General features: G+C 72.8%; 10 protein-coding genes. 7 read left to right on the forward strand and 3 right to left on the reverse strand.

Annotated features, from left to right (window positions below):
* Positions 1-2: 2 nt before the first annotated feature.
* From KAK07_RS06255 to KAK07_RS06265, 3 genes are all read left to right on the forward strand, one after another.
* The gene (locus tag KAK07_RS06255) at positions 3-1,466 is read left to right on the forward strand and encodes a PAS domain-containing sensor histidine kinase (protein WP_210859604.1); all 1,464 of its coding nucleotides are present in this window, start codon (positions 3-5) and stop codon (positions 1,464-1,466) included.
* Entirely contained in the window at positions 1,463-2,278 is an 816-nt protein-coding gene (locus KAK07_RS06260) for a response regulator (protein ID WP_210859611.1), read from the forward strand. Before KAK07_RS06255 ends, KAK07_RS06260 begins: the two co-directional genes overlap by 4 nt.
* A gap of 63 nt (positions 2,279-2,341) precedes the next feature.
* A complete protein-coding gene (locus tag KAK07_RS06265) occupies positions 2,342-3,643 on the forward strand; it encodes a toll/interleukin-1 receptor domain-containing protein (protein WP_210859613.1) in 1,302 nt (433 codons plus the stop codon).
* Here KAK07_RS06265 and KAK07_RS06270 read toward each other — a convergent pair.
* On the reverse strand, positions 3,621-6,491 hold the full coding sequence (locus KAK07_RS06270; RefSeq protein WP_210859615.1) for a PAS domain S-box protein: 2,871 nt from the start codon (positions 6,489-6,491) through the stop codon (positions 3,621-3,623). The genes KAK07_RS06265 and KAK07_RS06270 overlap by 23 nt on opposite strands.
* Positions 6,492-6,550: 59 nt before the next feature.
* Positions 6,551-7,366 (reverse strand): orotidine-5'-phosphate decarboxylase, encoded by an 816-nt coding sequence (pyrF, locus tag KAK07_RS06275; protein WP_210859617.1) that lies wholly within the window; start codon positions 7,364-7,366, stop codon positions 6,551-6,553.
* 89 nt (positions 7,367-7,455) lie between these two features.
* Between pyrF and KAK07_RS06280 the strand changes: the two genes are divergently transcribed.
* The 3 genes from KAK07_RS06280 to KAK07_RS06290 all read left to right on the forward strand — a co-directional run bounded on the left by KAK07_RS06280 (position 7,456) and on the right by KAK07_RS06290 (position 11,373).
* The gene (locus KAK07_RS06280; protein ID WP_210851127.1) at positions 7,456-8,022 is read left to right on the forward strand and encodes an ECF-type sigma factor; all 567 of its coding nucleotides are present in this window, start codon (positions 7,456-7,458) and stop codon (positions 8,020-8,022) included.
* Positions 8,019-11,009 (forward strand): serine/threonine-protein kinase, encoded by a 2,991-nt coding sequence (locus KAK07_RS06285; protein ID WP_210859620.1) that lies wholly within the window; start codon positions 8,019-8,021, stop codon positions 11,007-11,009. The genes KAK07_RS06280 and KAK07_RS06285 overlap by 4 nt, the downstream gene beginning before the upstream one ends.
* Positions 11,010-11,124: 115 nt before the next feature.
* Positions 11,125-11,373 (forward strand): hypothetical protein, encoded by a 249-nt coding sequence (locus KAK07_RS06290; protein ID WP_210859622.1) that lies wholly within the window; start codon positions 11,125-11,127, stop codon positions 11,371-11,373.
* 18 nt (positions 11,374-11,391) lie between these two features.
* Here the strand turns inward: KAK07_RS06290 and purB are convergent, their stop codons facing one another.
* A complete protein-coding gene (gene purB, locus KAK07_RS06295; protein WP_210859623.1) occupies positions 11,392-12,765 on the reverse strand; it encodes an adenylosuccinate lyase in 1,374 nt (457 codons plus the stop codon).
* A 184-nt stretch (positions 12,766-12,949) separates the two neighbouring features.
* Here purB and KAK07_RS06300 point away from each other — a divergent pair, with 184 nt between their 5' ends.
* Positions 12,950-13,564: a glutathione S-transferase family protein gene (locus KAK07_RS06300; RefSeq protein ID WP_210859625.1), complete on the forward strand. Its 615-nt coding sequence runs from the start codon at positions 12,950-12,952 to the stop codon at positions 13,562-13,564.
* The last annotated feature ends 259 nt before the right edge of the window (positions 13,565-13,823 follow it).

Here is a 13,823-nt window from a genome sequence, read left to right on the forward strand (position 1 = left end):
CGATGGACCCGTCCTTCTCCGCCGACACGATCGTCGACCGCACGCCGCATGCGCTGGTGGCCGTCGATGCGTCCGGCTCGGTGCGTTTCTGGAATGCCGGCGCCGAGGCCCTGTACGGCCACCCGCGGCACGAGGCGCTGGGCCGCCACTGGGCCGACTTGTTCGGTGAGCCGCCTCCCGGGGGGCTCGCCGCCACCGTCGAAGTCGTGCGTCGCTGCCGCGATGGCGCGCTGATCTATGTCGAGTCCTGTCAGCGGCCGCTGCCCGATCCCTGCGGGGAGCCGGCCGGCTGTCTGTGCAGCGATGTCGACGTCACGCCCTGGCGGGTGCGGCGCGAGGCGGACCTCGTCGAGGCCTTGTATGGCCGCCTGCTGGAGTCCATGCCCGATGCCATCATCGTGACCGACCGGATCGGCCGCATCATCCTGGCCAACGGCCAGGCGCAGCGCATGTTCGGCCGCCAGCGCACGTCCCTGCTGGGCGACGTCATCGAGTCGCTGATGCCGGCACGCTCGCGGGGCACGCATGTCGGGCAGCGCGATGCCTACCTCGCCTCGCCCCGCACCCGCGCGATGGGCCAGGGCCTGTCGCTGCAGGGCCTGCGGGCGAGCGGCGAGGAGTTTCCGGTCGAGATCAGCCTGAGTCCGCTGGACTCCGATCTGGGGCCGCTGGCCATGGCCGCGATCCGCGATGTGTCCGACCGCCACCGCGTGGAGCGCGCCCTGCAGGAAAAGAACGTCGAGCTCGAGCGCGCCAGCCGGGCCAAGGACCGCTTCCTGGCCACGATGAGCCACGAGCTGCGCACACCGCTCAATGCCATCCTGGGCTTCACCGGCCTGCTGCTGATGCGCCTCAGCGGTCCGATCAACGCCGAGCAGGAGCGCCAGCTGGGACTGGTCAACACCAGCGGCAAGCACCTGCTGTCGCTGATCAACGACCTGCTTGACCTGGCCAAGATCGACTCGGGCCGGGTCGAGATCCAGCGCGAGCCGGTGGACTGCCGCGCGCTGGTCGAGGACGTGATCGAGACGCTGCGCCAGGCCGCCGATGCCAAGGGCCTGCGCCTGCTGCTGCGGCCGACGCCCGACCTGGACGCCACGCTGCACACCGACCGGCGCGCACTGCAGCAGGTGCTGATCAATCTGGTCAACAACGCGATCAAGTTCACCGACACTGGCTCGGTGGAGCTGTGCGTGACGCGTGAGTCGGGCTGGCTGGCGCTGTGCGTGACCGACACCGGCCGCGGCATTTCCGAGGAAGACCAGGCGCGGCTGTTCCAGCCCTTCGTCCAGGTGGGCGGTCGCAGCGGCCTGGTCGAGGGCACGGGGCTGGGCCTGCACCTGAGCCTGCGCCTGGCCGAGCTGCTGGGCGGCCGGCTGGCGATGAGCAGCGCCCCGCAGGCCGGCAGCCGCTTCACGCTGTCGCTGCCACTGCCGCTGCACAACGGCGACGCGCCAGGATCATGAGTGCCACGGGCCAATTGGCACTGCTGATCGAGGACAACCCGGTCAATCTGGAGCTGCTGACCTGCCTGATGGCGGCGCTGGGCTACCGCACCGTCAGCGCCACCGACGGCGAGCGCGGGCTCGCCGCCGCGCGGCAGCATCACCCCTCGCTGATCCTGTGCGACATCCAGATGCCCGGCATGGACGGCCTTCAGTTCGCCCGGCATGCCAAGGCCGACCCTGCGCTGTGCCGCATCCCGCTGGTGGCGTTGACGGCGCTGGCCATGGTCGGTGACCGCGAGCGCATCCTGTCGGCCGGCTTCGACGGCTACCTGGCCAAGCCGATCGATCCGATGCGCTTTGCCGACAGCGTCAGGCCCTGGCTGGCCGCGCCACCGCCAGCGCCGCGGCCGGCCTCGCCGGACGATGCGGCGCAGGCCCCGCCGCTGCGGCCGGCGCCGCACCGCGGATTGATCCTGGTGGTCGATGACACCGACTTCAACCTGGTGCTCAAGCGCGACCTGCTGGAGCCGCATGGCTATGCGGTGGTCACGGCCTCCGATGCGGTGGCGGCCCTGCAACTGGTGCGTCGGCAGCCGCCCGATCTGGTGGTGTCGGATGTCGGCATGCGTCCGGGCAACGGCCTGGATCTGCTGCGGGCGCTGCGCGCCGATGCCGGCACCCGCCAGGTCCCGGTGGTGTTCACCAGCGCCACCCACTGGGACCAGGCGGTGGAGCGGCAGGCGCTGGCCCTGGGCGCGGCGGCCTACCTGCGGCGGCCGATGGACCCGGCGCGCTTTCTTGCCGTGCTGGCGCAGTGCCTGCAGCGCTGACGCTTCCCTCAGCCAGGGGCTTGCGGCGCTGGCGCTTCCGGGCCAGAGTCGATGCCGACCACCATGCCCGAGCCGCACATCTTCATCTCGTACCGCCGTGCCGATTCCGAGCACGCCGCGCTGCGCGTGCACGAGCGGCTGCAGGCGCGCTTCGGCGGCGATGCGGTGTTCATCGACCGCGAGCTGCCCTCGGGCATCGACTGGGACGCGCGGCTGCACGAGCGGGTGCACGAGGCCACCGCGGTGGTGGTGCTGGTGGGGCCGCGCTTCATCGAGCTGTTCGCCGAGCACGGCCCGGACGAGCCCGACGTGATGCTGGCCGAGATCCGCGAGGCGCTGGACAGCGGCAAGCGCGTGTTCCCGCTGGTGGTGGGTGCCCCCGACATGCCACCGGCCAGCCAGCTGCCGGCATCGATCCGCCGGCTGGCGCAGCAGAACGCGCGCTTCGCGCCGGCGCAGTACTTCGACACCGCGATGGAGATGCTCGAGCGCGACATCGCCGCCGCGCACGGCTGGGTGGCCCCCGACAGCGGCGAGGCCGCCGAGCGCGGCGGCCTGCCCACCTGGGCGCGCGTGTCGCTGCTGCTGGCGGGCGTCAGCGCCAGCGTCGCCCTGGCCAGCGCCGCACTGGCCTGGCTGGCTCCGGCGATGGAGGGCGCCAGCGCCGCGCGGCAGGTCTGGCACGGCCTGCACTACCTGCTGGCCACCCTGCTGTTCGGTCTGGGCCCCTACCTGTCGTACTGGGTGGTGGCCGAATTGCGCGCGCGCGCCGGCCTGCCGGTCTTCAGCCTGCAGGGCTGGCTGTCGGTGCTGATCGTCGGCGGCAATCTGGTGCTGGGCGGGGCCTTCCTGCTGCTGACCTCGGTACCGGGCTGGCAGATGCGGCCCTGGTGGCCGGGCACGCGGCTTGCCCCGGCCGAGGGCGATGCGCTGTACTACGCCACGCTGGCCGGCACCCTGCTGGCGATTGCGCTGGGCACGGTGGCGCTGGCGCTGTGGGAGCCGGTGCTGCGCCGCGCCGAGCGCCACCATGGCACCCAGGCCCAGTGGCGCCTGAGCGCATCCAGCGCCCTGCTGCTGCTGGCGCTGCTGTGGTTCGGCGGCTCGCTGGTCAACTCGGTGCCCGACCTGGACGCCGCCACCAGCCTGTCGGTGGTGGGCTACATCGCGCTGTGCCCGACGCTGTCGCTGCTGATGGTGGCCTGGCAGGCCACCAAGGCGCAGCTGGGTCTGGGCCGCGACGCCTGGCAGGTGCGCGGCCTGTTCTGGCTGCTGGGGGCGCTCTACGTGCTGTGCACGCTGAGCCTGTTCGCCACCGGACCGCTGCAGCAGGTCTGGGCCATCATTCCGGGCTATCTGAACTAGCCTGCCGCAGCCAGCGGTTGAGGGTGTGGCGCAGCCGCGAGGCATCGATCGGCTTGGTCAGGAAGTCGTTCATGCCGGCGGCCAGCGCCTCGTCGCGTTCAGAGACCAGCGCCGCGGCGGTCAGCGCCACGATCGGCAGCGTGCGGGCGTCGTAGCGCTCGCGCAGGCGCCGCGCCGCCTCGTGGCCGCCGATGCCCGGCATCTGCACGTCCATCAGCACCAGGTCGAACGGATGGCCGCGGGCCACCGCCTCGTCGACGGCGGCCATCGCCTCCTCGCCGTCGCCGGCCTGCGAGACCTCGGCGCCCCACTGTTCCAGCAGCGCCACCGCGATCATCATGTTGACCGGGTTGTCCTCCACCATCAGCAGGCGCGCGCCCTGGATCGGGTCGGCGTCGCCGTTGGTCGAGCCGGAGTCGACATCGGCCGGATCGGCCGAGGCCAGCGGCAGCTCGGCCCAGAAGCAGCTGCCCTGGCCGGGCACGCTGACCACGCCCACGCGCCCGCCCATCATCTCGGCCAGCTCGCGCGAGATCGACAGGCCCAGCCCGGTGCCGCCGAAGGCCCGCGACATCGCCTCGTCGCCCTGCACGAAGGGGCGGAACAGCCGGGCCTGCAACTCGGCGGCGATGCCCGGCCCGGTGTCGGTGACCTCGAAGCGCAGCAGGCCCGTGCGCACCACCCGCGCCGCCAGCCGGATCTCGCCGCGCTCGGTGAACTTCAGCGCGTTGTTCAGGAAGTTGCTGAGGATCTGGCGCACCCGCACCGAGTCGCCCAGCACCGCCTCGGGCAGGTCCTCGTCGCGCTGCACCTGGAAGCCCAGGCCCTTGGTGTCGGCCAGCGCGCCATAGGCCTGGTGCAGCGAGGTCAGCAGCAGGCCCAGGTCGAAGGTGACCAGGTCCAGGTGCATCTTGCCGGCCTCGATCTTCGACAGGTCCAGGATGTCCGACAGGATGCCCGAGAGCGTCTCGGCGCTGTCGCTGATCTGGTCGATGTACTGGCGCCGGCGGGTCTCGTCGATCGACGGATTGCGCGCCAGCCGCGCCAGGCCCAGCAGCGCGTTGAGCGGCGTGCGGATCTCGTGGCTGGTGCTGGCCAGGAAGGCGCTCTTGGCGCGGCTGGCGGCTTCGGCATCGTCGCGGGCGCGGGCCAGCGCGCGCTCGGTCTGGCGGCGCTGGGTGATGTCCTCGGCAAACCAGATCGTGCCGCGCTGCGGCTGGCCCGGGTCCACCGCCTTGGCCAGCACGCGGGCGATGAAGCTGCTGCCGTCGCGCCGCAGCATCGGGCGCTCGAGCTCGACCTGCTCGCCGGCATTCAGGCGCGGCACCAGGGTGTTGGCCAATTGCTCGAACTCGGCCTGGTCGGCCCACACCAGGCCGACATGGCGGCCGGCCAGCGAGCCCACCGGCCAGCCCAGCATCTGCTCCAAGCGGGGGTTGGCCATCAGGAAGTGGTAGTCGCGGGTCAGCGCGATGCCCATCTGGGCGTTCTCCAGGATGGCCTCGCGCTCCAGCCGCGCCTGCTCGCTGGCGGTGACGTCGCGGCAGCTGAGGATCAGGTAGTCGGCCTCGTCCAGCGTGAAGCGCGCCGCCGACACCAGCATCGCCACCGTGCGGCCGTCGCGCACCCGGAAGGGCAGCGACAGGTTGCGCACCGTGCCGTCGCGGGCCAGCTGCTGCAGGAAGCGGGCGCGGTCGGCCTCGTTGACCCAGATGCCCAGCTCGGTGCTGGTGTGCCCCACCGCCTCCTCGGCGGTCCAGCCGGCCACCCGGGTGAAGCTGGGGTTGACCATCAGGTAGCGGCCGGTGGCCAGCTCGGTCAGCGTGATCAGGTCGGGGCTGTTGGCCACCAGGTGGCTCAGCAGCGCCTCGGAGCGCTGCAGGGCCTGCTCGGCCTGGCGGTGCTCGGTGACGTCGGTGAAGATGGTCAGCACCGCAGCCTGTCCGTCCTCGGCCTTGACCTGGGCGCTGCTGGCCATCACCGTCAGCAGGCGGTCGGGCTGGGGTTGCAGGCGGTACTCGTCGGGCGGCAGGTGGCGGCCCGGCGCCAGCTGAACCAGCTGCTGCAGCTTGGCCAGCGCCTGGACGCGCGAGTCTTCGTCCATGCAGCGCTGGATGAAGTTGCTGCCCAGCAGCGTGGCCAGCTCGCCGTGGCCCAGCAGCGCCACCGCGGCCGGGTTGGCGTCGATCACCACGCCCTCGCGGTGCAGCACCAGCGGCAGCGGCAGGCGGCGCACCAGCTCCTGGTAGCGCGCCTGGCTCAGGTGCAGCGCGCGCAGGGTCTCGACTTCGCTGCTGACCTCGCGCAGCACGCCGCCGAAGCGGCCGTCAGGCATCGCGCCCAGCGACAGGCGCAGGTGGCGCTCACGCGCCGCGCCGTCGATGCGCGACAGCGGCAGGTCGCGCAGCGGCAGCGACTGGGCCAGCGCGGCCTGCAGGCGCACCAGGTCGGTCGAGGCGATCGTCATGCCGGGCCAGTCCCAGGGCAGGCGGCCGCGGTCGCCCGGCTCCAGCAGGCCCTGCACGCCCGCGGCGTGCTGGTAGCGGCGCAGACGGCCGTCGGCGTCCAGCTCGAAGTGCAGGTCGGCCGACAGGGCCAGTTCCATCGACAGCGAGCGCGCCTGGCGCAGCAGCCCGGTCTCGCGCTGTTCGCGCTGGCGGTGCACCTGCCACGCCGCCAGCGCCAGCGCCAGCAGGCCCAGCCCGCGCAGCGCCCACCCGGGCACGCCGTCCAGCGGCTGCAGCACCCCGATCACGCCCGTCGCCAGCAGCCCCCACGCCAGGCCATGCCGGCCACCCACCGACGCCATGCGGCTGGTGGACGGGGTCTCGGGCGGGTTCACGGACATGTCCCCAAGTGTCGCGGCAAACCAGGCGGTCCGGGCATGCCGACGTGCAAGCGGTCGCGTCAGCCGCGCGCTGCGGCCAGCTCCGCCCGGGTGGCCAGCGCCACGGTGCGGGCCTGCGCCGCGAAATCCTCGCCGGCGCCCGCGTAGAGCACGGCCCGCGACGAGTTGACGATGATCGGCCCGTCCGGCCGCCAGGCGGCGCGCACCGTGGCGGCGGCGTCGCCGCCCTGGGCGCCGACGCCCGGGATCAGCAGCGGCAGCGTGGGCGCCAGCTCGCGCACCCGCGCCAGCTCCTGCGGGAAGGTGGCGCCCACCACCAGGCCCAGCCGGCCGTCGCGGTTCCAGGCACCGGCGGCCAGGCGGGCGACATGCTCGAACAGCCGGTCGCCGCTGTCCAGCGTCTGGAACTGCAGGTCCGAGCCGCCGGGGTTGGAGGTGCGGCACAGCAGGATCAGGCCCTTGCCGTCGTAGGGCAGGTAGGGCTCGATCGAGTCGAAGCCCATGAACGGCGACAGCGTCACCGCGTCGGCCTGGTAGCGCACGAAGGCCTCGCGGGCGTACTGCTCGGCGGTCGAGCCGATGTCGCCGCGCTTGGCGTCCAGGATCACCGGCACCTCGGGGGCGTTGCGCCGGAGGTAGGCCATCAGCTGTTCGAGCTGGTCCTCGGCGCGGTGGGCGGCGAAGTAGGCGATCTGCGGCTTGAAGGCGCAGACCAGGTCCTTGGTGGCATCGACGATGCGGGCGCAGAAGTCGAAGATGCGGCTGGCGTCGCCCTTCATGCCGGCCGGGAAGCGGGCGGGGTCCGGGTCCAGACCGACGCACAGCAGCGAGTCGTGTCGGGCCGTCGCGGCGGCCAGCATGCGGGCGAAGCTCATCCCCTCATTCTAGGAGGACGACCGGTTCACTGCGGGGCGGGCCTGGGCGCTATGCTGCGCGCCGTCAATGTCCTTCGGGCGGAGGGGTCATGGCCGAAGCGCCGTCACTGACCGTGTGGATCCAGCGGGCCGTGCAAGGCCAGCCGGGCGCGGTCGAGCACCTGTTTTCCGAGCTCTACCCGGAGCTGCGGCGCATCGCCCATGCGCGCCTGTACGTGCGCGGCCAGGCGCCGCTGATGAGCACCACCGAGCTGGTGCATGAGAGCTTTCTGCGCTTCACCCGCGCGCGCTCGCTGGCGCTGGACGACCGCAAGCACTTCTTCACCTACGCGGCCACGGTGATGCGCCACGTGATCATCGACCTGGCGCGCGAGCAGCAGGCGATGCGCCGCGGCGGCGACAGCGACCATGTCGCGCTGGATGATCTCTCGCCCACCGAGCACCCGGCCGCCGCGGCCGACGAGACCCTGATCGAGATCCACGCCGCACTGGAAGAGCTCGACAAGCTCGACCCCACGCTGGCCCGCGTGGTCGAGATGCAGTACTTCGCCGGCTACAGCCAGGCCGAGATCGCCGAGCTGCTGTCGCTGACCGAGCGCAGCGTGCGCCGGCACTGGGAGAAGGCGCGCGCCTTCCTGATGGCGCAGATGTCGTGAGCGACGACGCCGACCCGGCCGCTCAGGCTGCGCGGGCGCGCTGGCAGCGCGTCTCGGCCTGGCTGGACGAGGCGCTGGACCGCGAGGACCCGGCCGAGCGCGCCGCCTGGCGCGCCGCGCTGCAGGGCCCGGCCGACGCGCTGGACGAGCTGGACGCGTTGCTGGCGGCGCACGAGCGCGCCCAGACCCATCCCGCGCTGCAGGCCCCGCCGCCGCTGGGTGAGCGGCCACCCGCGCGCGCCAGCCGCCAGCCCGGCGAGCGCATCGGCCCCTGGGCGCTGCAGGCGCTGCTGGGCACCGGCGGCATGGCCGAGGTTTGGAGCGCCTGCCGTGCCGACGGCGCCTACGAGCGCCAGGTGGCGCTGAAGCTGCCGCTGCACCTGCCCTGGCGCGACGACCTGGCCGAGCGCCTGGCGCGTGAGCGCGACCTGCTGGCGCGGCTGGACCACCCGCACATCGCGCGGCTCTACGACGCCGGCCTCGACGGCCAGAAGCCCTGGCTGGCGATGGAGCATGTGCAGGGCGCGCCGCTGACCACCTGGTGCGACGAGCGCACCCGCTCGCCGCGCGGCCGGGTGCGCATCTTCCTGCAGGTGCTGGACGCGGTGGCCCATGCGCACGCGCAGCTGGTGCTGCACCGCGACCTCAAGCCCGGCAACATCCTGGTCGACCAGCAGGGGCAGGTCAAGCTGCTGGACTTCGGCATCGCCAAGCTGCTGGGCGACGATGACCGCACCCATGACACCCAGCTCACTGCGCTGGGCGGCCGCGCGCTGACGCCCGACTACGCCAGCCCCGAGCAGCTGCGTGGCGAGCCGCTGTCCACCGCCAGCGATGTCTATGCGCTGGGCGTGATCCTGCATGAGCTGCTGTGCGGCGAGCTGCCCTACCGGCTCAGGCACCGCTCGGCGGCGCAGCTTGAGACCGCGGTGCTGCAGGGCGACACCACGCGGCCCAGCGCCCGCGTGGCCGCGGGCGCGGCCGGCCGGCGCGGCCTGACCGCGCGCCGCCTGGCCCAGGCCCTGCGGGGCGACCTGGACGCGATCGTGCTGCAGGCGCTGCGCACCGATCCGGCGCAGCGCTACGCCGGTGCCACCGAGCTGCGCGCCGACCTGCAGCGCTGGCTGGACGGCCAGCCGGTGCTGGCGCAGCCGGACAGCTGGCTCTACCGCAGCCGCGTCTTCGTGCGCCGCCACCGGCTGGCGGTGGCGGCCGGCGGTGTGGTCGCGCTGGCCCTGGTGGCCAGCTCGGTGTTCTCCTGGCAGCAGGCGCGCCTGGCCCAGCGCGAGGCGCTGCGCGCCCAGGCCACGCGCGACTTCGTGCTGGACCTGTACAAGCCGGTGTCCTGGCTGAACGCCAACCCCAGGCGCGGCGGCCAGGTCACTGCGCGCGAGCTGCTGGACCTGTCGGCACAGCAGCTGCTGCGCCAGCCGGTGGCCGACCCCGGGGTGCAGTTCGACCTGCTGCTGGCGCTGCTGCACCTGTACGAGGACGTCGGCTCGGCCCCTGGCCGGCTGCAGATGGCCACCGCGCTGGAGGAGCTGGCGCGCCAGCGCCTGGGCGCGGCCTCGCCGCAGCGCTTTCGCTCGCTGACGCTGCTGGCCGAGGTGCTGTTCGAGTCCGACTCCGCCGCCGCCCAGACCCGGCTGCAACAGGCCCAGGCGCTGCTGGACCAGGTGCCGCTGGACGATGCGCTGCGCATGCACTACTGGCTGGTGCGCGGCCAGGTCGACGAGGAAAGCCATGCCGACCAGGCCGAGCAGGCGCTGGAGCAGGCGGTGGCCTTGTCCAACGCGCCCGGCACCCTGCCGATGCAGCGCGCACAGGCGCTGATGCTGCTGGCCCGGGTGCGCTGGGACGCCAAGGGCCGCCTGGACGATGCCGTGTCCCTGTATGAACAGGCGCTGGCCATCATGCGCGCCACGCCGTCGATCCAGCCCTTCGCCTACACCCAGCCCGAGGTCGAGCTGGCCGAAGTGCAGATGATGCGCGGCCACATCGACGAGGCCGGCCGCCTGCTGCAGACCGCCTTTCGCCGCGGCGAGGACGGCCTGGGCCTGCGCCACCCCGACACCACCCAGACCGGCCTGCGCCTGGCCGGCTGGCACCGCCGCGTGGGTCAGCCCCAGGCAGCGCTGGTGCTGCTGCGTTCGCTGCTGCAGGCCTGGGACGGCGACAGCGCCGCCAGCGACGACCTGCTGACCGTGCCCAATCTCCACCGCCAGTTGGTCGAGACCTACACCGCCATGGGCCGCTGGCGCGACGCGCTGACCCACTCCGAGCGCGCGCTGGCCGGGCTGGAGCGCCGCTATGGCCAGGCGCCGCTGGTCACCCATGCGGTGTGGCTGCTCGAGCGCGCGATCGCCCAGGCCGGCGCCGGCGACGCCCGCGGCGCGCAGGCCACGCTGGCGCGCGCGCGGCAGGAGGGCGCCCGGGTCGCCACCACGCCCGCCTACCGGCGCAAGCTGGCCGCCGCCGAGGCCCTGGTGGCCACGCTGGCCCTGGCCACCGAGCCGGCGCGTCGGCCGGCCGCCCTGGCCGCGCTCGACCACTGGGAGACGGTGGCCGTGGCGATGGAAGAGCGCGGCGGCGAGATCCCCCGCCAGCGCGCCCGTGCCGGCGTGGCGGTCTGGCGCGCCCAGGCCCAGGCCTTTGCCGGCGACTGGGTGGCCGCCGAGACCGCCGCTGACGCCGCCCTGGCGCTGCTGACGCCCCCGGTGCGGGCGCAGATCGGCGCGCTGGAGTGGCACGACGCCCGGTGGCTGCGCGCCGAGGCGCTGTGGCGCAGCGGGCGCGCCGCCGAGGCGTGCCAGGCGGTGTCGACGCCCGAGGACCGGGCCGCTGGGGCCGCGCCCATGGGCAGCACCGCCGACCTGGCGGCCCGGCTGGCGCTGGCCTGCGGCGCCGGGCCGGCCGTCGCCGCGCCGGCGGGCGAGTCGCCCTGGGCGGCCCGCGTCCGGGCGATCGGCGGGCTCAGCACCCGCTGAGCCGCTGTCGCCTGTTTGGGTGACGGCTTGTCCGGTGGGCGCCGGATTCTGCGTATGTCATGGAGAGATCACGATCGGGCCGCACGATCCGGCCAGGCACGACGAGGGACCGCAGATGACGCCACCGACGACCACCCCACCGCACCCCGAGCGGCACACCGAGGCGCCCACGCGCTGGGCCTCCTGGTCGCCGCTGCTGGTGCTGGGCGGCTCGGCCGTGACGGCGACCCTGCTGATCCAGCTGGGCCTGAGCGCGCTGGGGCCGGCCAGCGCCTTCATGGAGGGTGCGCAGGCCGCGGCGCCCCACCCACCGGCGCCGCTCGACACCCAGGTGGCGGTGGCGGACGCGTCGCGCGGGCGCTGAACCGGCGCCCGCCGCGAATCAGCCGCCGATGCGCCCGGCCAGTGCGGCGGCGCGGCCGGTGTAGTCGGCCGGCGTCATCGCCAGCAGGCGGTCCTTCTCGGCCTGGGGCAGCGGCAGGTCGGCCACGAAACCCTGGATCAGCTCGCGCGTCATCGGCTTGCCGCGGGTGAAGGCCTTGAGCTGCTCGTAGGGCTGCGGCAGCGCGTGGCGGCGCATCACGGTCTGGATGGCCTCGGCCAGCACTTCCCAGCTGTCGTCCAGGTCGGCGGCCAGCGCGGCGGCGTTGAGCTCCAGCTTGTCCAGGCCGCGGGCCAGTGAGTCATAGCCCAGCAGCGCATAGCCCAGCGCCACGCCCATGTTGCGCAGCACCGTGGAGTCGGTCAGGTCGCGCTGCCAGCGGCTGATCGGCAGCTTCTGCGCCAGGTGCGCCAGCAGCGCATTGGCCAGGCCGAAGTTGCCCTCGGCGTTCTCGAAGTCGATCGGGTTGACCTTGTGCGGCATCGCCGACGAGCCCACCTCGCCGTCCTTGAGCTTCTGCTTGAAGTAGCCCAGCGAGATGTAGCCCCACACGTCGCGCGAGAAGTCGATCAGGATGGTGTCCAGGCGCGTGAAGGCGTCGAACAGCTCGGCCATGTAGTCGTGCGGCTCGATCTGGATGGTGTACGGGTTGAAGACCAGGCCCAGGCGCTGCTCGATCACCTCGCGCGAGAAGCTCTCCCAGTCCTTGTCCGGGTAGGCCACCGAGTGGGCGTTGTAGTTGCCCACCGCGCCGTTCATCTTGGCCAGCAGCTTCACCTCGGCGATCACCTGGCGTGCGCGCTGCAGGCGCGCCACCACGTTGGCGATCTCCTTGCCCACGGTGGTGGGGCTGGCGGTCTGGCCGTGGGTGCGGCTGAGCATCGGCACCGCAGCGAAGGCCTGCGCCATCGCGGTGAGCTTGGCGATGATGCGGTCGATCGCCGGCAGCATCACCTGCTCGCGCGCGGCCTTGAGCATCAGCGCGTGGCTGGTGTTGTTGATGTCCTCGCTGGTGCAGGCGAAGTGCACGAACTCAGCCGCCGCCTTCAGCTCGGGCTGGCCCTCGAAGCGCGCCTTCAGCCAGTACTCGACCGCCTTGACGTCGTGGTTGGTGGTGCGCTCGATGTCCTTGATGGCGCGCGCATCGGCTTCGGAAAAGCGCAGCACCAGCCCGCGCAGCAGGCCGCGCGAGGCTTCGGACAGCGGTGCGAAGCCGTCCAGGCCGGCATCGGACAGCGCGATGAACCACTCCACCTCGACCTGCACGCGGCGGTGCATCAGGCCGTACTCGGACAGCAGCGGCCGCAGCGCGGCGAGCTTGGAAGCGTAGCGGCCGTCCAGCGGGGACAGGGCCGTGATGGTCGGGATCGTCATCGGCGTCTCGGGGCAGAAAAGGGGGCGTGGGGCGCGGCAGACCGCGGCGCCGGCGGCGCACCGTGGGCGGCGCGCGACATGCCCGCATTTTACGGTTGGTGACTTCCGGACTGTGACCGTCCGTGAGAAAGTGCATCGATAGAATCTCCGTGCACCCTGCGCCTTGCCGCCGCCTTCCCCACGCATGAAACTCATCGGATCCCTCACCAGCCCCTACGTCCGCAAGGTTCGCGTCGTGCTGGCCGAGAAGAAGCTGGACTACCACTTCGTGCTCGAGGATGTGTGGGGCAATGACCAGATCCTCACCTCCAACCCGCTGGGCAAGGTGCCCTGCCTGGTGATGGACGCGGGCGAGGCCATCTTCGACTCGCGCGTGATCGTCGAGTACGTCGACACGCTGTCGCCGGTGGGCAAGCTGATCCCGCCCAGCGGCCGCGAGCGCGTCGAGGTGCGCACCTGGGAGGCGCTGGCCGACGGCCTGCTCGACGCCAGCATCGCCGCGCGCATGGAAGCCGTCTGGCCGGGCCGCAGCCCGGAGCAGCGCTGCGGCGCCTGGATCGACCGCCAGCTCTCGCGCGTGCACAGCGCGCTGCGGGCGATGAGCCAGGGTCTGGGCGACAAGCCCTTCTGCGTGGGCATCCACATGAGCCTGGCCGACATCGCGGTGGGCGTGGCGCTGGGCTACCTGGACTTCCGCTTCCCCGACATCGACTGGCGCGCCGAGCACCCCAATCTGCAGCGCCTGTTCGACAAGCTGGCCGCCCGGCCCAGCTTCATCGACACCCTGCCCCAGGGCTGAGCGACGCGGCCCGGGCCCTGTCGCGTCGGCGACGGAGCGGGGTGGAGGACTCCCTATGCTTAGGGGGGCGGTTACGTCGCCGAGCAATTTTCTCGGGTAACTCCGCAGCGCGGCGGCCGGCCGCTTGACGAAACATCGCGCCTCGTCCGGTCGCGGTCGCGTGTTCGTCCACGGGCACTCTTCTTGCGACAGGCAGCGGCGTTCCGCCAGAAGCGGGCGCATTCACCGGGCCCATCCGGCCCGGGTTTCCAACCCTGGA

The sequence above is a fragment of the Ideonella alba genome (genome assembly GCF_018069875.1).
GTDB lineage: Bacteria > Pseudomonadota > Gammaproteobacteria > Burkholderiales > Burkholderiaceae_C > Ideonella > Ideonella alba.